The 20,430-nt window shown below is 49.0% G+C and carries 21 protein-coding genes; 6 read left to right on the forward strand and 15 right to left on the reverse strand.

Annotated elements, in window-relative coordinates:
• On the reverse strand, window positions 1-1,097 hold a 1,097-nt coding region (locus tag NT002_06910), incomplete at its 3' end, for a hypothetical protein (GenBank protein ID MCX6828998.1).
• A 27-nt stretch (window positions 1,098-1,124) separates the two neighbouring features.
• On the opposite strand from NT002_06910, the gene NT002_06915 reads away from it, so the two are divergent.
• Together NT002_06915 and NT002_06920 are read left to right on the forward strand one after the other, a co-directional pair.
• The gene (locus NT002_06915) at window positions 1,125-2,450 is read left to right on the forward strand and encodes a Trk family potassium uptake protein (protein ID MCX6828999.1); all 1,326 of its coding nucleotides are present in this window, start codon (window positions 1,125-1,127) and stop codon (window positions 2,448-2,450) included.
• Between the two features lie 5 nt (window positions 2,451-2,455).
• Window positions 2,456-3,109 carry a TrkA family potassium uptake protein gene (locus tag NT002_06920; GenBank protein ID MCX6829000.1) on the forward strand — a complete coding sequence of 218 codons (654 nt, stop codon included), beginning with the start codon at window positions 2,456-2,458 and terminating at the stop codon, window positions 3,107-3,109.
• A 22-nt stretch (window positions 3,110-3,131) separates the two neighbouring features.
• Here the strand turns inward: NT002_06920 and NT002_06925 are convergent, their stop codons facing one another.
• Entirely contained in the window at window positions 3,132-3,575 is a 444-nt protein-coding gene (locus tag NT002_06925; protein MCX6829001.1) for a chemotaxis protein CheW, read from the reverse strand.
• Between the two features lie 165 nt (window positions 3,576-3,740).
• Complete coding sequence (locus NT002_06930) at window positions 3,741-4,514, reverse strand: DUF72 domain-containing protein (protein MCX6829002.1); 774 nt, start codon at window positions 4,512-4,514, stop codon at window positions 3,741-3,743.
• A gap of 128 nt (window positions 4,515-4,642) precedes the next feature.
• On the opposite strand from NT002_06930, the gene NT002_06935 reads away from it, so the two are divergent.
• Window positions 4,643-5,770: an aminopeptidase gene (locus NT002_06935; GenBank protein ID MCX6829003.1), complete on the forward strand. Its 1,128-nt coding sequence runs from the start codon at window positions 4,643-4,645 to the stop codon at window positions 5,768-5,770.
• Between the two features lie 62 nt (window positions 5,771-5,832).
• On the opposite strand, the gene NT002_06940 is transcribed toward NT002_06935, so the two are convergent.
• The 4 genes from NT002_06940 to NT002_06955 all read right to left on the reverse strand — a co-directional run bounded on the left by NT002_06940 (window position 5,833) and on the right by NT002_06955 (window position 9,710).
• Window positions 5,833-6,498, reverse strand: a complete 666-nt coding sequence (locus tag NT002_06940) for a TIGR00730 family Rossman fold protein (GenBank protein ID MCX6829004.1) — start codon at window positions 6,496-6,498, stop codon at window positions 5,833-5,835.
• Window positions 6,499-6,568: 70 nt separating this feature from the next.
• A complete protein-coding gene (locus tag NT002_06945) occupies window positions 6,569-7,498 on the reverse strand; it encodes a DMT family transporter (GenBank protein MCX6829005.1) in 930 nt (309 codons plus the stop codon).
• A 50-nt stretch (window positions 7,499-7,548) separates the two neighbouring features.
• Window positions 7,549-8,340 carry an SDR family oxidoreductase gene (locus NT002_06950; protein MCX6829006.1) on the reverse strand — a complete coding sequence of 264 codons (792 nt, stop codon included), beginning with the start codon at window positions 8,338-8,340 and terminating at the stop codon, window positions 7,549-7,551.
• 2 nt (window positions 8,341-8,342) lie between these two features.
• Window positions 8,343-9,710, reverse strand: a complete 1,368-nt coding sequence (locus NT002_06955; GenBank protein ID MCX6829007.1) for a dipeptidase — start codon at window positions 9,708-9,710, stop codon at window positions 8,343-8,345.
• 214 nt (window positions 9,711-9,924) lie between these two features.
• On the opposite strand from NT002_06955, the gene NT002_06960 reads away from it, so the two are divergent.
• From NT002_06960 to NT002_06970, 3 genes are all read left to right on the forward strand, one after another.
• The gene (locus NT002_06960) at window positions 9,925-10,632 is read left to right on the forward strand and encodes a DUF1573 domain-containing protein (GenBank protein ID MCX6829008.1); all 708 of its coding nucleotides are present in this window, start codon (window positions 9,925-9,927) and stop codon (window positions 10,630-10,632) included.
• Window positions 10,633-10,740: 108 nt separating this feature from the next.
• Complete coding sequence (locus tag NT002_06965) at window positions 10,741-10,944, forward strand: hypothetical protein (protein ID MCX6829009.1); 204 nt, start codon at window positions 10,741-10,743, stop codon at window positions 10,942-10,944.
• 27 nt (window positions 10,945-10,971) lie between these two features.
• On the forward strand, window positions 10,972-11,478 hold the full coding sequence (locus tag NT002_06970) for a hypothetical protein (protein ID MCX6829010.1): 507 nt from the start codon (window positions 10,972-10,974) through the stop codon (window positions 11,476-11,478).
• Window positions 11,479-11,551: 73 nt separating this feature from the next.
• Here the strand turns inward: NT002_06970 and NT002_06975 are convergent, their stop codons facing one another.
• From NT002_06975 to NT002_07010, 8 genes are all read right to left on the reverse strand, one after another.
• A complete protein-coding gene (locus tag NT002_06975) occupies window positions 11,552-12,976 on the reverse strand; it encodes a GWxTD domain-containing protein (protein MCX6829011.1) in 1,425 nt (474 codons plus the stop codon).
• A gap of 17 nt (window positions 12,977-12,993) precedes the next feature.
• Window positions 12,994-14,313, reverse strand: a complete 1,320-nt coding sequence (locus NT002_06980) for a GWxTD domain-containing protein (protein MCX6829012.1) — start codon at window positions 14,311-14,313, stop codon at window positions 12,994-12,996.
• A 74-nt stretch (window positions 14,314-14,387) separates the two neighbouring features.
• A complete protein-coding gene (locus NT002_06985; GenBank protein ID MCX6829013.1) occupies window positions 14,388-15,629 on the reverse strand; it encodes an ABC transporter permease in 1,242 nt (413 codons plus the stop codon).
• Between the two features lie 12 nt (window positions 15,630-15,641).
• A complete protein-coding gene (locus NT002_06990; protein ID MCX6829014.1) occupies window positions 15,642-16,862 on the reverse strand; it encodes an ABC transporter permease in 1,221 nt (406 codons plus the stop codon).
• Window positions 16,859-17,575: an ABC transporter ATP-binding protein gene (locus NT002_06995; GenBank protein MCX6829015.1), complete on the reverse strand. Its 717-nt coding sequence runs from the start codon at window positions 17,573-17,575 to the stop codon at window positions 16,859-16,861. Before NT002_06995 ends, NT002_06990 begins: the two co-directional genes overlap by 4 nt.
• Window positions 17,575-18,876, reverse strand: a complete 1,302-nt coding sequence (locus NT002_07000; GenBank protein ID MCX6829016.1) for an efflux RND transporter periplasmic adaptor subunit — start codon at window positions 18,874-18,876, stop codon at window positions 17,575-17,577. Before NT002_07000 ends, NT002_06995 begins: the two co-directional genes overlap by 1 nt.
• Before the next feature lie 28 nt (window positions 18,877-18,904).
• Window positions 18,905-20,215, reverse strand: a complete 1,311-nt coding sequence (locus tag NT002_07005; protein ID MCX6829017.1) for a TolC family protein — start codon at window positions 20,213-20,215, stop codon at window positions 18,905-18,907.
• A gap of 16 nt (window positions 20,216-20,231) precedes the next feature.
• Window positions 20,232-20,430: hypothetical protein (locus NT002_07010; GenBank protein MCX6829018.1), on the reverse strand; the 199-nt coding region annotated here is incomplete at its 5' end.

A 20,430-nucleotide genomic window follows, 5' to 3' on the forward strand; every position in this document is an offset into this window, starting at 1 on the left:
TTCCGAAGTCTCTGAATTATGCCGGCAAGGTTTTCGGCTCCCCTTTCATCAGAAATGTCCAGAGCGACTTTCCTTTCCATAAGAAAATTGCGGTTGAGAGGCGCGAAAGGTCCTATCAGAGGATGCAGTATAAACATCGGCAGCCCCAAACCAACCGCCCAATTCGTTCGCTCATGCGGCGGGGCAACAAAATAATCGAGATATCCGAACAATCTTAAAGTCCAGGCATCTTCTTCAGAGCGATTTTCATAAGCCGCTACCATGATATTATGCTCCGCGATTTTCCTCTCCGAATCCTCCGGTGAATCCTGCGGAGAATGCCTGACAACCGCCACTTCACGTTCCATAGCCCGCTGCAACCGCCCCCCTTTGCGGCAGAAGACCACCGCTTTCTGTCCTGCCGCGGCCATCGATTTTGCGGCCAGAACCAGTTTCCTGACATGGCCGGGAGGCTCCGCCCCCGACGAAAAGAAACCCCCGACCAGGGGTGCTTTCCCCTGCAGGCGTGCCAACCGCTTCTCATACATGTTTGCAGCTCCAGCCGCCAGAAACGGCTCAATGCACAGACCGGAGACAAAAAGCCTGGCGTCGGGAATACCCATTTCGCTTAATTGTGCTTTGGTCTCTTCAAGAGGTACGAATATGACTTCGGCGCCTGTCACCGCCGACACTCTGGGAGCGGCAATTTCGCCATGTTGATAAAACACCGACACCTGATCGGAAATCATCGGGACCAAGAGCGGATGTGATACGAGGGTCGGATGCGGATTCTCCTGCACCCATTTACGAATATGTCGGGCCAGAATCCGTTCCGGAAAACCATATTTGTCGGGGCTTCTTCCTTTTCTGGCCTTTTCGTAAAAGATGGCCGCCACCCCTCCATGGCTTCCCGCACGATAAAAATATTCCACTTCTGCCCACAGCAGCCGGCTGACGCCCCGCGATAGAGAATGGGCATCATGGACAGAAAATGCAACCTGTTCCGAATAATCAGTTTCAAGTAGTTTGACAACACCATCCAGATAAAAGGGGTGCCCCCGTCCTATTTCCAAATAAAGCACATTGAGTTCCGGCCTGCCGTTCTTAGAAGTCTTCATTATTACAAATTCTTTGATTTAAAACTCATGAAAAAGCTTCTTATCAAGCTGATGACCCTGCGGCCCGGCCTACTCATGCTTTTTGGGTATGTTGTATTGATTACCTTGGGCGCTTTCGTTTTGAAACTCCCTTTCTGCCAGAAACAGCCCGTCTCCTTTCTTGACTGCTATTTTGTTTCCGCTTCGGCCGTTTGTGTCACCGGTCTCACCACGGTCGACACCGCCCTTGTCTGGACTTCCTGGGGACACTTGACCATCATGTCCCTGATTCAACTGGGGGGGCTGGGAATCATGACCATTGCCACTATTATCTTCATTTCGGCAGGGAGAAGGATTTCTGCGGGCGAGAGACTCTTTTTCCAGGAATCGGTGGCGGTCGGCCACTTTCAGGATACCTTTTACCTTCTAAAGAGAATCTTCATTTTCACTCTTATTATCGAACTGAGCGGTGCTATAGTCATGACAGTCGGGTTTCTCCGCCATGCCGGTCCGGTTGATGCGGCCTGGCAGGCGATTTTCCATTCCGTCTCCGCCTTCAATAACGCCGGCTTTTCCCTCTTTTCCAAAAACCTGATTGACTATTCCTCCAATCTGGCGGTCGTCGTGCCGATAATGCTGCTTATAGTTTTCGGTGGCCTGGGTTATTTCGTCATGATAGAACTAACGCAGAAAAGATTCCGGCTTTTTGCAAAGAGAACATCGATACATGCCCGTTCGGTAATACTGGTGACACTTTCTCTTATTCTCGGGGGTACTCTGGGTATTTATGCCTTTGGAGGGGCCAATTTCCTCGATTCCATATTTCAATCTGTTACGGCCCGTACCGCCGGCTTCAATACTGTTTTCATGGAAAAGCTCCCCAACGCTTCGGTCATCATCCTCATCGTTCTCATGTTCATCGGGGCTTCGCCCGGCTCGACCGGCGGCGGTATCAAGACAACCTCTTTCCTGCTGGTGGTCTCGCTGGCCGTATCGCGTCTTTTTGGGAAAACGCGGGTCTCTTTATTCAAGCGGACCGTCCCTCAAATGGATGTCGGGCGGGCTGTCAGCGTTTTCATTCTGGGAATCCTGGTGGTGGTGGTTGCCTCTTTCGGCGTGATTATATTCCATCGGGAGACTCCCAATTTATCGCCCGATATTTTTAAACTGGCCATATTCGAGGTCGTCTCCGCATTGGGCACGGTCGGGCTGTCCCTGGGATTGACCCCCTATCTTACGGCAATGGGGAAAATTATCATAATGGTTACCATGATTCTGGGCAAAGTGGGTGTCCTGACCATAGCGCACGGCCTCGCCTCGCCTAAAGGAAAAAAAGAAATGATCTATGCTGAAGAAAGCATTATGATAGGATAATAATTATGAGAAGATTCGGTGTAATTGGTCTCGGCAACTTTGGTTACTATATCGCCCGTACTCTGGCGGAGGAAAAGACAGAGGTAATAGCCATTGATATAAATCCTGCCAGAGTTCAGAAAGTCTCGGAATTCGTGGATACGGCGGTGGTCGGGGATGCCACGGATATCGAGCTTCTCAAAAAGCTTGGCCTGGGTGATACCGAAGCGGTGATTGTCTCCACCGGAGATAACATTCAATATTCGATTCTGGTCACCATGTTCCTGAAGGAATTGGGTTGCCCCAATGTCGTTGCCAAAGCGATATCCGAGGAACATGCCCGGGTTCTCGAGAGAATCGGCGCCGATAAGGTCATTATCCCCGAAAAAGAGATGGCCATAAAGAGCGCCAAATCCTTGGCCACGCCCAACATGATTGATTTCGTTCCGCTCTCCAAGGAATATATCGTGGCCGAGATCTCTCCGGGCGATAAGATGCTGGGCAAGAGTCTGGCCGAAGTGGAATTGCGGAGTAAGTACAACGTTCAACTGTTGGCTATTAAGGAAATTATTCCGGATAAGCTTATTTTTGTCCCTTCCCCCGATTACAAATTCAAGGACAGCGATATTCTGCTGATATTGGGGAAAAAGGAAGATATCGAGCGCCTGAGAAAAGAATAGCGGCCGACACTGCCGGCGAGAATCAGCCTACTTTTATTTCCTGGAGCAGTCTCTCCATTGAAATAATGTAGATAACCTTCTCATCTTCGACAATTTCCGCCTCAAGAAAATCAGCGTTGAGATCGCGGCTGTCATGCCCAACCGGAGTTATCTGCTCATCAGATACTCTCAGGATTTCGCGCGCCGCATCGACCACCAGTCCGATTTTATCTCCCTCATATTCGACAACCACAAGGCGCTCTTCAGGAGCGGATATCTCTCGCCGCTGAAGAAGCAACTCATCGAGCCGGACAATTTTGAAGTCAGCAGCTTCATTGCAAAGCCTGTTCTCCGATGAAAGGGCGCCCCTGCCGGGCTCCGTGGATCCTTTCGGGCAGATGATTTCATTCACCTTGCCGACCTCAATGCCGAATTGATAGCGGTCTAAATTGATGCACAAAAACTGATGATTTCTATTCTGAGGCATGTTCCGGTTTCCTTATTCTGCAGGCCTTCAATTGTAAGGAAAGAACGATAAATGTTTAGACTATGGCAAGGGAAATCGACCTGGCCATAAAGTGATACATTATAAACATTCCATAAGATATTATTATATAATTAGTTGCCAGTTATTAGCGGAGAACTCGCGATCTTATTGGGCAACTGTCTGGAGTATTTCAATCAACCGTCTGGCCGTGGTCGGCGAATGACCGCTGTAATGATTATTGAAATAAGCGTAGACTTCTCCCCGCTCCCGGGAAAATTCCTCAATCAAATCCGACCACCATTTCAGTTCCTCTTCCCGATCAAACCGAATGAAACTGAAATCCGACTCGATTCTCTTGCGGTCGCCCAGAAAACGGATATAGGAAAAATCGGCGGTATATTCAGTCTTCTTCGGCATCCAGGGATGGTCGAGAAGACAGAGGGCGATCTTTCTCCCCGAGAGAAGTTGGTAGAATTCCGGCCTGATCCACTTTTTATTCCTGACTTCCACCGCAACTTTAATATCCGCTGGAACAACTTGCAGCAGTTCCCGCAAGAGGTCAAAGTGCTCAACCGGGTTAAAGCTGTAAGGGAACTGCATGAGCAGCGGCCCCAGCTTATCATCCAGGTTGGCCATGACATCCATAAAAACCCGTGCGGTATCAACACGTGATTTGAATGCCCCTTCATGGGTCACGCTCTGAGGAAATTTGGCCGTAAAGATAAAATTATCAGGGGTTACTTTTTTCCATTGCTGAACGGTCTGAACCGTCGGAATCCGATAAAAAGTGGAATCAATTTCAACGGTATTGAAAACGGAGGAATAAAATCTCAGAAAATCCTTTGAGGAGCAGAACTGCGGGTAGAAATTCCCCAGCCAGTCGTTGTAACTGTACCCCGATGTACCAATATGAATCCTGTTTCGTCTGTTTTCGCTCATCAGGTTCCTTAACAACCGCCTCGGCAGAAAGTTCGTTAGAATCTCCGCTTGGGAATGCCTGTTTCGCCCCTTGCCAATGAGACCGGGATGTCGTATTTTTGATTGAACTTGTAGAAAGGAACCTCGATATGAAAGATAATCGAAATATCATTCTGGCCAAAAATCTGGTTGACTATTCGGTCGCTTTGAAACCGGGTGAGATTTTATATTTAGAAATCAAGGGGAGTGAAGCCCGCGAATTGGGAAAAGAAATTATCCGTTATGCTACGGAAAAAGGCGGCGTTCCATTTTGGTTTTATAATGATGAATCGCTTTTGCGCCAATATCTGAAAACCGCCACCCCCGAGCAATTTAAGAAGCTGGCCGATTTCCATCTCGATATGATGAAGAAATCCGCCGCCTATATCGGCGTGCGCGGATCCGACAATCCCTTTGACCTCTCGGATATTCCTGCGGCCCAGATGGAAAACTATCAAAAGCTGTTTTATAAACCGGTTCATCTGGAGCAGCGGGTCAGGAAAACCAGATGGGTTGTTCTGCGGTATCCCAACAATGCTATGGCGCAACTGGCGGAAACCTCCCAGGAAAAATTCGAGGATTTCTATTTTGAAGTGTGTAATCTCAACTATGCCAAAATGTCCGGGGCGATGGGCCCGCTGGTGGAGTTGATGCAGAATACCGATCATGTACGTCTGGTCAGCCCCGGCACCGACCTGACCTTTTCCATCAAAGGAATCGGCGTGGTTAAATGTGACGGGACGCGCAATATTCCCGATGGCGAGGTCTATACTGCGCCGGTCAGAGAATCTGTCAACGGTACCATTCGGTATAATACGCCGTCGCTTCACGAAGGCTTTGTCTATAACGGCATCTCGTTCACCTTTAAGAACGGCAAGATTATCAAAGCTACCGCCGCTTCATTCGAAGATAAACTGAATCAAATCCTCGATACCGATGAAAACGCCCGGTATGTCGGGGAATTCTCGCTCGGGCTCAATCCTTTTGTTCTCCATCCGATGAAAGACACCCTTTTCGATGAAAAGATACGCGGTTCCATCCATTTAACCCCCGGCTCCTGCTATGATGAAGCCCCCAACGGCAATATCTCCGCCATACACTGGGATCTGGTCCTGATCCAGAGAAAAGATTACGGCGGCGGGGAATTGTACTTCGATAACAAGCTGGTCCGCAAAGATGGTATCTTTACCGACCCCAAACTAGAACAGGCCTTCTCCGAAAATAATCTCCGGGCCTGATCTCACCGAATGCAAAAGGCCGGGTCCCGATGACCCGGCCTTTTTCGTAATATTCACTCCGGCTAGATTGCGCGCGAGCGGCGTACCTTTTCATACCCTTCCTTGATTATACGCAGCACTTCATCCGGATCATCGGTCAGGGAGAAGATGCCGAGATCCTCTTTGGATAGAGTCCCGGCGCGAATTGGGCTGGAGACAATCCAATCAATCAGGCCGCCCCAGAAATCGGAACCGACCAGCACCACGGGAAATTCGAAAATTTTCTTGGTCTGTATCAGGGTTAATGCTTCAAATAACTCATCGAGCGTTCCGAATCCGCCCGGCATGATGACAAAGGCCGAGGCATATTTTACAAACATCACCTTCCGCGCGAAAAAATACCGGAAGCTGATTGAAATGTCCTGATATCGGTTCGGCTTCTGCTCATGAGGAATTTCTATATTCAGGCCGACCGACTTTGAGGAACCCTCGCTGGCGCCCCGGTTGGAAGCTTCCATAATTCCCGGGCCGCCCCCGGTAATGACGGCAAAGCCGGCCTCGGACAGCTTGCGTGCCACCTGTCGGGCCAACTGGTAATATTTAGACTCCTCGGTCAGAACCGATGAGCCGAAAATGGAAACTGCCGGATGCAGCGCCCGCAGCGTCTCGAATCCGTCTACAAATTCCGACATGATCCGAAAAATCGACCAGGTTTCGGCCTGGGCATCGTTTCTTTTAATATCATTCATAACATATCCAATTTTCAGTTTTACTGCTCACCAGATAATAATCGTCAAAAAAACCAAACTTTCAAGATATCTATTTAATTTCTGTCAACAGCACACCGGCCATGACGATTATGCCTCCCATTATGAAATTCCGGCTAATCGGCTCGCCCAGAACCAGCGCCGCCGTGGCCGAGGCAATAATGGGCTGAATATTCTGAACCACCGCAATGCGCGAAGCCTCGAAATACTTCAGCACCCAATACCAGATGAAATAAGCCAGGGTTGACATGATGATCCCCATATAGAGAATTGAAAACCAACCCACCCAGGTGACCGCCGAATAATCTGCCTGAAGAGCCTTTATGATACCAAAAGGGAAATATACCGCAGACCCGAATACCAGCGCCAGACCGGTCGTCCGCAAAGCTCCATATTTCTGCGCCAGGGGCTTCCCCATTACTGTTCCCGCTCCCCAGGCAATAACAGCCGCCAGAACAATCAAATCCCCTACCAGATGTTCGGTTCCAAACTGCAATTTTCCACCGGTCAAAATCGTGTAAACACCTATGATTGCTATCAGTATTCCCAGAGACCTGCGAAAGGTCAATTTTTCTCTAAGGAACAGAATGGCCATGACATAAATCACAATGGGAGTGGTGGCGAAAAGAAGGCTTCCGTGGCTGGCGGTCGTTTTCGCCTGACCAATCAGAAAAAGAAGCTGATTCATTGGTATCAGGAATAACCCAAGCATGAATATTTTGATTCTGTCTTTGAAAACGATTTTTTCTTTCTGCCGTTTAATGAGAAGCAGGATAATATAAAGTGCGGAACAGATAATAAAACGGAAAAAGGCATAAGAAAAGGGGTCGAATTGGTTGAGCCCCAACTTCGCGATCGGAAAAGCAAAGGAGGCCGCCAATTGATGGATGAGAATGATCAGGAAAATAAAACTGGTCGACGGCATCGACTGATTGGCTCTTTGCCAATCCCTGATGCCTGTCAACCGATCCCTGAGTGCCATCCCCTATTGACCCGTAAGCATATTGCTAAATAATTTGTTAGAAATATAATTTAGAGCAATCCTTTATAATAACCACCATCAACCGGAATTGCCGTGCCGGATATGAAGGAGGCCTTTTCTGAAGCCAGAAAGGCGATCAGGGCGGCTAACTCCTCCGGTTTCCCCACACGGCCGACTGGTATGCTCCCGGTCCAACCCAGATATGCCTCTTCAATACTTTTCCCCGAGCTCGAGGCGATATTTCCCGCCAGAACCTTAAGCCGTTCGGTATCGGTATAGCCGGGACAGACTGTATTCACGGTTATTCCGGATGCCGCCAACTCATTGGAAATCGATTTGGCAAAACCGGTCACACCGGCCCGGAGAGTATTGGAGATAATTAGATTATCTATAGGCTGCTTGACCGCAACGGAAGTGATAAAGATGATTCTCCCCCACTTTGCATTAATCATGTCCGGAACCGCTACTCGCACCAGATTAATGGCGGAAAATAAGGTCAGCTCGGCTGATTGGCGCCAAGTCTCTTTGGTATGCTGGAGAAATTTCCCCGGCGGCGGGCCGCCTGCATTGACCACCAGAATATCAATTTTCCCCAGCCTCGATTTGACCTCATCCACGATTTTTTCCGGGACACCTTCAATTGATAAGTCGCCCGCCACGATAGTCGGACTATAACCGATTTTATCCTTAAGCTGAACGGCCGCTTTTTCCAGATTCGCCATCGAGCGCGAATTGATCGCCACTCTGGCCCCTTCGGCGGCAAGTGCCGTAGCCGCGGCTAACCCCAAACCGGCGGAGGCGCCGGTCACCAGGGCAACTTTGCCCTTTATCCCCAGATCCATAGTTATCTCCTGACCCTGGCCAGCTCATCAACGAGAGCCAGAGCGCTGTAGCACCCTCCCTCAAAATCCGATATGGCAAATCGCTCGTTGGGCGAGTGGGCATTGTCATCATTCTGACCCCAGCCCAGAAGAAGCGTATCCAATCCCAGAACTCGTTTGAATGTCCCCACTACCGGGATTGAGCCTCCTTCTTTAATAAAGACCGGTTCCACGCCAAATCCCTTCTTGATCGCCGCGCCGGCTGCCTTAAGCCAGGGGCCATCGGTCGGGACAACCACGCCTGGAGCGCCGCCATGCTTGATTATTTCGCATTCTACGGTCTTGGGACAAATCTTGCGGATATACTTCTCAATTTTATCGCAAATATCGCCCGGCACCTGATCGGGCACCAGCCGCATGGTTATTTTGCAGGAGGCCCAGGAAGGTATAATGGTCTTGCCCCCTTCGCCCTGATAGCCGCCGGTAACGCCATTGATATCCAGAGTCGGTCGGCTCCATATCCGCTCCATGGTGCTGTATCCTTTCTCGCCCCAGAGTCCTTTTGTCCCCACCTTGGCCAGATATTCCTCCTTCTTGAAGGGCAGGCGTTTTATTTGCTTCTTCTCCCAGGCACTGATTGGGCAGACATTTTTATAAAATCCGGGAATGGTCACCCTTCCGTCATCGTCATGCATGGAAGCGATAATCCTGGCCAGAACATTTATGGGGTTGGCGATTGACCCGCCAAAGGAACCGGAATGAAGGTCACGGTTCGGCCCGGTAATTTTAACCTCAACGAACGCTATGCCGCGAAGACCATAAGTAACCGCCGGCAAGCCGCGGCCAAACTGGGCGGTATCGGATATGACAACCAAGTCGGCTTTGAGTAATTTGGCATTCTGCTCTATAAATCGCTCCAGATTGGCCGAACCAGATTCCTCTTCTCCTTCAATCATCATTTTGAGATTAATCGGAAGTTCAGCGCCGGTAGCGGTATATGCTTCAATTGCCTTCAAATGAGTAAAAAGCTGGCCCTTGTCATCGGTGCTCCCCCGGGCGATCATATACCCTTTTTCGATTATGGGATTAAAAGGCGCGGTTTTCCATAATTCCAGAGGTTCCGGCGGTTGGACATCATAGTGGCCATAGTATAATACCGTCAGCTTGTCCGGTGAGGAAATCCGGCTTCCATATACCATCGGATGTCCGCCGGTCGGCATAATTTTGGTTTCCAGCCCGATGTCGCTCATATGCTTGGCCAGCCATTTGGCGCAGGCAAGAATATCTCCTTTGTTTTCGCTCTTGGCCGAAACCGAGGGGAATTTTAAAAATTCAAATAAGTCGTTAAGCCTCTGCTGCTTATTGTTATCCATATAACTCTTTGGGTCCATAAAATGCTCCAATGATTAAATTTCTTTGCCGACTTCCAAGAATTCCGCGTGTGAGCAGGTTTTCTGTTCCTATTGGTAATTTCCTCAAAAATACTGATAACCACCACAAAAATCAATAAGATATCCTCCAAAAGCGCAAAAAAATAGTTGCCTTTTGATGGGAACTATTCTTAATTCCGGCAATATAAATCATTAACCGCATAGTAGTTAAGTTATGAGGACATTTGCATTTTACATACTGCTGACAATGGTGGCCATAGCTGTATCCGAGGCCAAGCCTATGGCCTGGATCAACGTCGATACGGTGGACTTTGGGGCTGTGCCAACCATGACCAAATTCTATCGCACGATCACCCTGAAATCGATCGGAGATCAACCGCTTGTGATCGACAGTGTCAATACCTTTTGCGATTGCGTCAGTCTGCCTATGGATAAAAAAGTCTTACCCCCCGGAGATAGCCTTGTTACCAGATTGGCGTTCTACTCGGCCAACTATTCCGGTCAGATTATCCGGGTTTCTCATATTTACACCAATGCCGGGCGCGGGTCATATTTGATTCCGGTGACGTCGTTCGTTGTCCAGGATATGGAAAAATATCGGCCAATTTATGTTAAACCGATCCGAATAGCGGCCTCTCAATACGGGGAAACCGGGCAGACGAAATATCCCTTTCAAATCTTGAATAATACTGATTCCCCTATCCCGCTCAAGCTGATTCGCACCGATAAGGATTTTTTTGACCTTGATTTCCCGGTTTTTGTGCCCGCTTCGGGCGTGGCATCCGGGACATTGACCCTGAACAAGAATGGTGTGGATAAAGAGTTTGAGACCAATATTACCTTTGAATTCATAAACGAGGAATCTCTGGTAAAGAGATTCTCTATACCTGTTTTTAGAAAGATTTATAGACGGGGCAATTGATATATATTCATTGACACCGTGCCAAAATTGGTTAAATTGGCCGTATATAGATAGAATGATAACCAGACGATATCTTTTGATAATATATTGAGGTTTGTTGGAGGAGATATGAAGAGACTGACTCCCTTTGTTTTGATGGCTGTCATTATTTGGGGATTTTCCGGAATTGCGACGGCGGAACCGAAACTCTCGCTTCCCGATTCAATTTTCGATTTCGGTTTTGTGCCGCAGAATTCGAAGATAAGCCACAAATTCTGGCTTCATTCCACCGGAACAGATTCCCTAAAAATTATTAAAGTAAACCCCGGCTGAGGCTGCACTCAGGCTCCGCTGTCCAAAATGGAGCTTGCTGTCGGTGACAGCGCTGATCTGGAAATCATTTTTTCAACCGGTCATTATATCAATCGCCAGACAAAACGGCCCAGCATCACGACCAATGAAGGGACTGAAGCAAAATACGTTCAGATTGTATGCGATGTTATTGCAAACCCTGATTCCACTTTTCCGATCGTGATTTCACCTTATAAATTTGATGTTTCGCAATTCGGAGAAAAGGAGAGAAGTTCACTTGATTTTACCATCAAGAATATTTCCGATGTCGAGCTTGAAGTCAAACTGATCGACATGCCGTCGGAGATGTTTAAGTTGACCCTGCCCAAGAAGATCAAGCCGGGGCAGGCGGAGAAGGGCAAGATCACGGTCCTGAAAGAATTCCTTCCCAAGGAATTCGAAAAGTCGCTAACGATCGAATTCAATGATAAAGCGGTCTCCCGGTTCACAGTGCCGGTCAAACGCACCGTCCGTATTCCCGGGGCTAATCCGGGCGATTCGGTAAAAACAAATTAGAGCCTTACGACCGTTTAGGATCAAACATAAGAAAGCCCGGCGCACAACCGGGCTTTCTTGCTGATATCGGAATTCAATAAATCTCGAGATTCTCTTCTTTGACCCTGCTGTCCCAGTTGCTGTCGAATATTTCTCCCTTGGCCGTGGAATGGACTAACCTGTACTCCCCATAACCATTGATATCAACAAAAATGAACAGAACGCCTCCCTGAATGGCGCGATAATACCATCTTTCCCAGGGGCGCCCATAGGAGGGAGCGGTGATTTCATCCCGATCATCCCACTGGCCATACTGCATGAGAACCCTCCCTCGATCCGACCTCCAGCCGTCATTCATCCCCGGCAATGATGAGAAATATTCATTGGCATAGACGTAACGGCGGAAAGCACTTTCAAGATACTCATTGGTCGGCGTTCCGGGAGATGGATCCTTGTCCTTGAAATATTGAATGGCAAATCTCACTTTTCCGGTATCGTTAAGCGAATGGAAAACCGCTGCTTCTTGCGGTAAAAGGAGAAATCTAAGGACATTGGAAATAGTCGTCGCACTGACGGTGTCGAGAGGATTTTTCCCGGCTACTCCGGCAACCTCCGGCACAGTTCCGGCCGGGGGAAAAATGATGAATCCCCGCGATACGGCCGCACTCGTCCCTGATTTCAGATCGGTGGCGGTCAACTCAATATCATATTTCCCTGATTGCCAGCCGGAAATATTGAGGATATTGGTAATAACCGCCGAGAAACCCGGCTTTTCATCAATGATATCCCCAAAATCAAAATGGAGGGAACCGTCGCTGCGATACACCCGGTAGTTGATCTGAAAATCATCCTTCACGGCGCTGTCATACGGGATATTATATAATTCGGCATAGACATAAATGACGGTATCGTCACGGGAAAAAATGCCCATGGGGCTGGGGATAATTTCCCGTTGGTTTTTTACCATGCGCGGATTGGAGGGCTGCTGACCTTCCTCCAAAACCTTTATATCATAAGCCAATTCCAGATTGCTGAGCGCCAGTTTTGTCGGCACCGGAAGCACTTCAATGCGATCATAAAGAAATGACCCTTCTTTCTTGCTTGAAACATCAATTACATCCAGCCGCCCCTTATAAACCCCCGGCGGAAGAAGTAAGAAAAGCTTGTTGAAAAGCCTGATTTTATTGCTTCGGGCCGCAGATGAGTCTGCCGCCCGGCTGTAAAAATAGGTATTAGCCGAGTCAATATGCTGGCCGAGCGTGTCTGATATGACTATCTCTGCGAAGACAGCCGCCCGTAATCCCTGTCCGCTGCTATTCTCGGGCAGGAACAAAAGCTGGTTGCGATTTACAACAAAGGGGAATTCCACATACGACTCCGGCCCAGTGGAAGGGGTCCCATAAATAAGAATCCCCGCCTGAATACCGATCTTGTCCGGAACCATTTCCTGCGCCGCGATTATCGCCGGAAGTGACCAAAGCAACGCCACCAAATATCTGTTCCTGAACATATCTTTCATACGCTTCATTCCTGTTTTCAATGGTATACTCCATCAAAAGGGTACTGCAGCCTATAATCGCCGTCATTCCATTCATCAACGAAAACAAATCTCCTCACATTTTCGGAATGGTAATAATACCACACCTGATATGCTTTGCGGTCAAGCTCAAAAGGGTAATCCTCAATCTGGTCGGGCTCGCCGTGAGAGATATATACCATTCCGCGGTCCGACAGCCACCCTTCTCTTTTCAAAGCGTCGAAATGTCGGTTGGCGAAATCTATACGGCGATAGTAATCCTTCTTAAATTCATTCTCGGCCGTCCCCGGCGAGGGATCGCGGGAAAACCAGAAATCCTTCCAGAGTCGCAGTTTATCCTCCGGAGTTTTAGCCTTTTTAAGGCTGTCCATTTCCTGAGCGCTGGCGATATATTTCAATTGCATAACGGCCGCTTCAAAATCATTCCTGACCAGGGCATCGGCCGACCAGTAAATACTGAATGGCTCCCTCAACTCCTCGACCACCCGGTCGCGCCTTCCCTTCAGCGCGATCGCCAGAATATAATCCCCGGCCCTGATACCGGACAGGGAAACCTGCCTTATCTGGCGAATGATACCGTCTGCGAATGCTGCCGTCATGGTATCGCGATACACCGCGTCAAAATTCCGGTCAAAAATCTGGGTCTCGACCTTGACACTCTCCCGCGCATCGATTCCCTGATACAACTCGACATAATAAAGAAGTCCCGAAATGGAATCGCCGCCGTATTGGCGCCGTACCGATGGAACAACGGTCTTATTCCCTTTAATAAAAAGCGAATCGTAAAGGGCCGTATCAATGGCCTGGGCAAACTCGATCCCCGAGCACTGCGGTGTGCTGTTGTCATATTTTTCAAGGTTCACCTTCAGCGACTTGCGCACCGTCCCCTCGGTATTCCTGTCATTGAGGGCAAAATCGATTTTGTACTTCCCCGGCGCCAGAAGGAGATTAAACTGGCTGGTCCGAAAATCCTTATCCGAGACGGTTTTCTCATAGCTGCTGACCGTGAAGTTTTTGGAACGGCTGACAGCATTCACCTGCCGTCCGTCATCGTTGTGAACCGAGACGCTGACCTCATAGGCGGCCGCAAATTCCTCACCTTCCTTTACAAATTGAAGCAGGTTATTGAAAATCCTGTAATATATCTCCAGACGATTGAGATTCTCCCGGTCGGATTTGAATTGCGCCAGGTCAATCTGGAGACCCCTTGTTTCGATTTTGCTGTTTTCGGAGAAAACATCTCCGCCGAAGCAGGTGGATACTGTAAACACCACGGTCAGGAATAGAAAAAGTGAAAGATGAAAATATGTTTTCTTCATAAATGTTCCGCAATAATCATTTGCTTTCTAATCTATAGAGACGGATTAAAAATGGCAATGTCAAATTTAATTGCTTATTCGTAACGTAGAGACTCTATCGGGTCCACGCGGGCCGCCCGATAGGCAGGATATATGCCTGCCATCAGGCCGACCGACACCGCCACGACAAATCCCAGCGTGACATAGAGCGGTGAAGCCCCGAATGGCAGAGGCGAAAGCATTCCGATCAGAAGAGCCGTCACCAAACCGACGATAATGCCCAATACTCCCCCGGTGCCCGAAAGGGTCATGGCCTCTATCAGGAACTGCCAGATGATATTATTCCGGCGCGCACCAATCGCCTTCCTGACTCCGATTTCCCGGGTTCTTTCGGTAACCGAAACCAGCATGATATTCATGACACCAACCCCGCCCACCATCAGACCCACCGATGATATAACGATCATGGCAATGTAAATATATTTCGTGATATTTCCGACCATCTCCCGCAGGTTTTCCTGACCGTAAACGGCAAAATCATTATCTCTGCCATAAGGAACCCGCCGCAGTCTTCGCAGCGCGATCGTAATCTCATCTCTGGCCTCCTCAATCCGGGTCGTCGAAACGGCGCTGACGGCCAGGGTCAGGGCTTCATCCTCCGGATAGAGTTTCATATAAGTTTCAATCGGTATGTAAACCTTGCTGTTTTCCGAAGTATTAAACATCGACTCTTTTTTCTCAAACACGCCGATTACCGTAAAACGATGATTATTAACCCTTATTTGCTTGTCGAGTGCGTCCTCGCCGGGGAAAAGAGCGTCCTTTATGTCTGAACCAATGACGCAGAGCATCACCCTGGTTTCGTTGTCCACGCGATCGATAAACCTCCCGGAAGTCAATTGCATCACCCGGACCCGAAGATAATCGGGTGTGACACCGACCACCAATGGCTGATTGGCACGTCTCTTCTGATACTTGACAATATTTCCCCCGGGCGGATTGCAATGGTTTTCCGGAGAAACTGCCGCCACGGCCGGGCACTCATCTTTTATGGCATTCGCTTCCGCGATGGTAATATACTTGCGGTTTCTTTCCTCATCACTCAGTTCATCGTAATCCACCCCCGGGGCATACTGATCGACGAAGAGAATGTTGCTGCCCAGATCATCTATGGAACCCTGCACCGCATTATCCAGCCCTTTAATCAGCGATGTCATGGCGATCACCGACCAGACCCCGATAAGAACCCCCAGAATGGTCAGCGATGATCGGAATTTATTCGACCAGAGCGAACCCAGTGCCATCAAAATTCCTTCTTTCATTTCTACCGATGTCATACCGGAACTATCCTATTCAAAACTGAGCGCCTTGACCGGCTGCATCCGCGCCGCTTTCATGGCCGGATAGATGCCGAAGAATAACCCCACCCCGGTGGAAATTATCAGACCGATCGCTATGGCAAACAGAGATGGGGTCATCTGCATTTTGATGAGATTGATCAAGACATCCCCCAGAACGACCCCGATTGTTATTCCGATAATCCCTCCGGTCAGCGACAGCACCAATGATTCAAAAAGAAACTGCAGAAGGATGTTCCGCTGTCTGGCCCCGACCGATTTGCGAATACCAATCTCCCTGGTCCTCTCGGTGACCGAGACCATCATAATATTCATGATAATAATACCGCCCACTATCAGGGCGATGGATGATATACCTATTAATCCCAGACGAATATATTTGGTAACGTCATTTATGGCCGCCATTATGGCATCGGCCGTCAAAATGCCGAAATCATCTTCCTTTTCGAAAGGCACATGACGTACGGAGCGCAAAATTACCCGCACCTCATCCATGGCCTCGGGGAGTCTTTCCACCGAAGACGCTTTGACAAAGATATCCAAATCCATGTGGGGATCGGTAAAATCGCGAACAAAGGAGGAATAAGGAACAAAGACAAATTTATCCTGGTCTTCACCCATTGTCGCTCCCTTTTTCTTGGCCATGCCGATTATTTCATAGCGGATATTATTTATTTTCATGGTTTGGCCAATGGGATCAAGTCCGGGGAACAATTCCTCGGCGATGGTGGCGCCGACAAAGGCCACACGGCGACGACTCTGGTCTTCCTCCAGCGTGTGCAGACGCCCCTGCCCCAATTGCAAATCAACAATGTCGAAGATATTGGCTGTCCCTCCCCCGATAAGAACGCGCTTGAGTTTACGATTTCCAAATTTTACTTCACCCATGATATAAGAACGCGCGGCTACCTTTTCGCAATCCTTACAGCCCTTTTCAATATCACTCAGATATTCATACTTCATCGGTTTTCGCTTGAGAGCCTCCATGAATGCATCATGACCCATTATTAATCCGAATCGCGTGACAATAAAAGTCGTCGGCCCCAGTTGGTTTAACTCCGCTCTGATCGATTGCGATAACCCCTCCAGAGCCGAAATGATCGTTATGACCGATGAAACGCCGATAATGATACCCAGAAGAGTCAGCGAGGTCCTCAGCTTATTGACCCGGAGAGCCCCCACCGCCATTTTGAATATTTCCCAGACGATCATAAATTGGTTCCGTTGGCGCTTTTCTCCGCAACAGTGATTACTTCATCCCGATCCACCATGCCATCCAGTATATGAAGCACCCGGTCGGCATAAGTGGCCACTTCTCTTTCGTGAGTGACAATGATAATGGTATTCCCCTCCTTGTGGAGACGTGAAAAGAGCTGCATGATTTCCAATCCCGTTTTGGAATCAAGATTGCCGGTTGGCTCATCGGCCAGAATCAGCGACGGTTCATTGACCAGGGCGCGCGCGATGGCTACCCGCTGTCTCTGCCCGCCCGATAGCTCGTTGGGTCGATGCAACATTCGATCCCCCAGATCGACAATGTTCAAAGCCTTCCGCGCTTTCTGCTCGCGAATCAGCCGCGGTGTCCCGTTATAAATAAGCGGAAGCTCCACATTATGCAGGGCCGTGGCCCGAGGCATGAGATTAAAGGTCTGAAATACAAAACCGATTTCACGATTGCGAATTACGGCCAATTCGTCATCGGTCATGTGGCTGACCTGCTTATCCTTGAAGTAATATTCGCCGGAAGAGGGGGTATCCAGGCAGCCAATCAGATTCATCAGCGTCGATTTGCCCGAACCGGAAGGTCCCATGATGGCTACATAGTCGCCCTTGTTTATGCTCAGCGACACACCCCGCAGGGCGTGAACCACTGTAGCCCCCATTTCATAGGTCTTCCAGATTTCCCTGGTCTCTATGAGCGGCATTACTTGGGTGTCTCCATATTGAATTTCTTCTCGACTTTGACCTCATCGCCGTTCTTAAGTGTTCGCAAAGTCTTGAAAGGTCCGGTTACAACGGTATCCTTTTCAGCCACTCCGGAAATGATTTCAATGTTTTTCTGATCGGCAATGCCGGTTTCAATCGGCATAAATTTCGCCTTCCCCTCCTTTATCAAGAACACTCCCTTGACCTCTTTTTCTTTCTTCCCCTTTGCAGCAGATTCGGAGAGCGACACTTCATGTTGCGCCGCCTGGACGCCGCCGGTCTCCTGCGGCTGGCCGGTCTTGCCTGCCAGCGAATCAGCATCTTTAGGGCGCATCACAATTGCGCCATACGGTACCGTGAGAGTCTGATTGCGCACATCCGTGACAATGTCAACCGTCGCCGACATACCCGGCTTGATGAATTCGTTATTCTCGACAAAAAGAACTTTGACCTTGAAATTGGTGGATTGATCGGTCGAACCGACATTGGTTTTGACCGCGGTATTACCAATCTCGACTACCTCTCCCTGAAACATGGAATCCGGAAAGGCATCAACCTCAATCCGCGCCGTCTGACCCAGTTTCACCTTGGCCACTTCCGTTTCATCAACGTCGACCTCCGCCTCAAAGGAATTGAGATTGGACACGGTCATCAGAGTTTTTCCCTGAGTGAAAGCGGTCTGTGCCGAGGCAATTTCACCCACTTCGGCATCAAGGAAAGTGACCGCCCCATCCATCGGCGCCATTATTCGGGTCTTGCTCAGATTGTCAAGCGCCTTCTCATAACCCGCCCTGCCCTGCCTGGTCTGGCTGAGCATGGCCTCATAATTATATTTGCTGCTTAAATAAGTGTATTCGGAATTTTTCACCGCCGTCTCTGAAGTCAGCTTCTTTTCAAAGAGCTGTTTCTGACGGCTGTGCTCCTCCTCAGCCTGAAGAAACGACGATTTGGCGGCCTCGGTGCGGGCTTCCATTTCATTCAAAGAGTAGCGCGACTGGTCAACATCTTTCTGCAGTTGCACCGTATCGAGCTGCACCAAAAACTGCCCCTTCATCACCGTTTCACCCTCTTTGACAAATATCCCGATAATCTTGGCATTAACCTCGGCCGTGATATTGACTCTGGTCTTTGGTTGAATCCAGCCGGAGGCGGAAACCTCCTGTGCAATATCATTGCGGGTCGCTGTCTCCGCCTCAACCGGAGTGGTTTTCTTCCCGCTGCTGCTGAGGTTGACAATAACGACAATGACGACAACAACAATCGCAGCAATAATTATCAGGCTTTTCTTTTTCATATTCATATTGGTCTTACCTCTATTCCGGAAGAATCTACTCCCTCATGCCCATGGCGTTTTCCAGTTTGGCCACGGCCATATTAAAGTCAAATTCGGATTGAATCTTGCTGTTCTGAGCGGTGATCAGGCTCACTTCGGCATCCAAAACCTCAAGCATCGTGGCGGCGCCGAGGCTGTATTTCTCGCGGACCAGCGACATATCTTCCTTGGCCGCGGCTTCATTCTCTTCGGCCACTTTCAGGGCCTCTTCGGCTTTATTTATTTCCAGATATGCTTTCTTTATCTGCAGCGCCAGATTGTTCAAAAGATAAGAATAATCGGCCCGGGCGTTATTGAGATTCACCTTTGAACGCGATAAGGCAGCTTTACGGCTGAAGTTGTCGAAGATAGGAATATCTATCGAAGTCCCGAATGACCAACGGGCATCCTGCCTTCTGAATTTGCTCACATTACTCCAGAATTCATTGGACCAACTCCGCCCGACACCGAATGATACCGTGGGAAGGTAGCGCCCTTTCGTGGAACGAAGATCATACTTGGCGGCCTGCAGATTTTTTCCCCCGGCTAGCAGACCGGGATAATGGGCTAACCCGAATTTCAGCGCTTCCTCCTCAGTGCCCGAATAATCTTTGCGCTCATATTCCTGAGAGAAATCCACATCGGAGTTGACATCGGCTCCAATTAGATAGGCCAGGTCGGCCCGCGATGTTCTGATACCGTTATCAGTATCCAGAAGAAACAACTTGTCTTTCCCATATTGCACCTGAGCTTTGAGAACATCCGATTTGGAAGCGGAGCCGATTTCATACTTTGAGGTGGCCAGTTTGAGTTGTTCCTCGCTTCGCTTGACTGCCTCCTCACCGGCCTGCTTGAGTTTGAGAGCGGCCAGATACGCGAAATAGGTTGTCTTCACCGAAAGAACCAACGACTGCTCGGTCTGCTCGGCCGTATATTCATAGTAGCTCTTGTCCGTTTTGGCTCCCAGGTAATTGAAGATGTTCTGCCCGCCGTTAAATATGGTCAGGTTGGCCGACGCGCCCAGATTATAGCTCTTGGTAAGACCGCTACTCTGGAAAATCTGATCCTGAATGACCCTTTGACCCGGCTCAGAATTAATCTGGTTTACCGACCCGCTGGCCGATATACCGGGAAGAAATGCCCCAAAGGCCTGCCAGACCAGACCATCCGCGACCCTGACCTGCCCCCTGGCCCTGACCAGGTCAGCGCTATTCTTAATCGCCAACTGGATGCAGTCTTCCAAAGTAAGCACTTTGGCCGACAAGCTGCCCGCCGCCAGAAATAAGGTCAGAAAGGCTATGACTATTTTAAACCGATAGGAAGCCATTCAGCATTCTCCTCACTTAATAAATTATTGTTCCTCCGGTGAACAAGTTGCCCAATGAAACTAATACTATAAAAATCAACCATACAGGGAATAATACGTAATCAAATCTCTTTGGTTTCATATTATAAATGACCCCAAACCCGATAGCCGTCACAATAATGCGCCAGATGGTAAAAGCATCAATCTGGCGAATCAGATAAAAGAGAAATGAACCA

It is taken from the genome of Candidatus Zixiibacteriota bacterium (assembly GCA_026397505.1).
Lineage (GTDB): Bacteria > Zixibacteria > MSB-5A5 > GN15 > PGXB01 > JAPLUR01.

What these genes read in the sequence shown, in the direction of transcription:
- NT002_06915 (MCX6828999.1), top strand. Translation starts at nt 1,125, where the DNA reads ATGAAAAAGCTTCTTATCAAGCTGATGACCCTGCGGCCCGGCCTACTC.
- NT002_06920 (MCX6829000.1), top strand. Translation starts at nt 2,456, where the DNA reads ATGAGAAGATTCGGTGTAATTGGTCTCGGCAACTTTGGTTACTATATC.
- NT002_06925 (MCX6829001.1), bottom strand. Translation starts at nt 3,575, where the DNA reads ATGCCTCAGAATAGAAATCATCAGTTTTTGTGCATCAATTTAGACCGC.
- NT002_06930 (MCX6829002.1), bottom strand. Translation starts at nt 4,514, where the DNA reads ATGAGCGAAAACAGACGAAACAGGATTCATATTGGTACATCGGGGTAC.
- NT002_06935 (MCX6829003.1), top strand. Translation starts at nt 4,643, where the DNA reads ATGAAAGATAATCGAAATATCATTCTGGCCAAAAATCTGGTTGACTAT.
- NT002_06940 (MCX6829004.1), bottom strand. Translation starts at nt 6,498, where the DNA reads ATGAATGATATTAAAAGAAACGATGCCCAGGCCGAAACCTGGTCGATT.
- NT002_06945 (MCX6829005.1), bottom strand. Translation starts at nt 7,498, where the DNA reads ATGGCACTCAGGGATCGGTTGACAGGCATCAGGGATTGGCAAAGAGCC.
- NT002_06950 (MCX6829006.1), bottom strand. Translation starts at nt 8,340, where the DNA reads ATGGATCTGGGGATAAAGGGCAAAGTTGCCCTGGTGACCGGCGCCTCC.
- NT002_06955 (MCX6829007.1), bottom strand. Translation starts at nt 9,710, where the DNA reads ATGGACCCAAAGAGTTATATGGATAACAATAAGCAGCAGAGGCTTAAC.
- NT002_06960 (MCX6829008.1), top strand. Translation starts at nt 9,925, where the DNA reads ATGAGGACATTTGCATTTTACATACTGCTGACAATGGTGGCCATAGCT.
- NT002_06965 (MCX6829009.1), top strand. Translation starts at nt 10,741, where the DNA reads ATGAAGAGACTGACTCCCTTTGTTTTGATGGCTGTCATTATTTGGGGA.
- NT002_06970 (MCX6829010.1), top strand. Translation starts at nt 10,972, where the DNA reads ATGGAGCTTGCTGTCGGTGACAGCGCTGATCTGGAAATCATTTTTTCA.
- NT002_06975 (MCX6829011.1), bottom strand. Translation starts at nt 12,976, where the DNA reads ATGAAAGATATGTTCAGGAACAGATATTTGGTGGCGTTGCTTTGGTCA.
- NT002_06980 (MCX6829012.1), bottom strand. Translation starts at nt 14,313, where the DNA reads ATGAAGAAAACATATTTTCATCTTTCACTTTTTCTATTCCTGACCGTG.
- NT002_06985 (MCX6829013.1), bottom strand. Translation starts at nt 15,629, where the DNA reads ATGACATCGGTAGAAATGAAAGAAGGAATTTTGATGGCACTGGGTTCG.
- NT002_06990 (MCX6829014.1), bottom strand. Translation starts at nt 16,862, where the DNA reads ATGATCGTCTGGGAAATATTCAAAATGGCGGTGGGGGCTCTCCGGGTC.
- NT002_06995 (MCX6829015.1), bottom strand. Translation starts at nt 17,575, where the DNA reads ATGCCGCTCATAGAGACCAGGGAAATCTGGAAGACCTATGAAATGGGG.
- NT002_07000 (MCX6829016.1), bottom strand. Translation starts at nt 18,876, where the DNA reads ATGAATATGAAAAAGAAAAGCCTGATAATTATTGCTGCGATTGTTGTT.
- NT002_07005 (MCX6829017.1), bottom strand. Translation starts at nt 20,215, where the DNA reads ATGGCTTCCTATCGGTTTAAAATAGTCATAGCCTTTCTGACCTTATTT.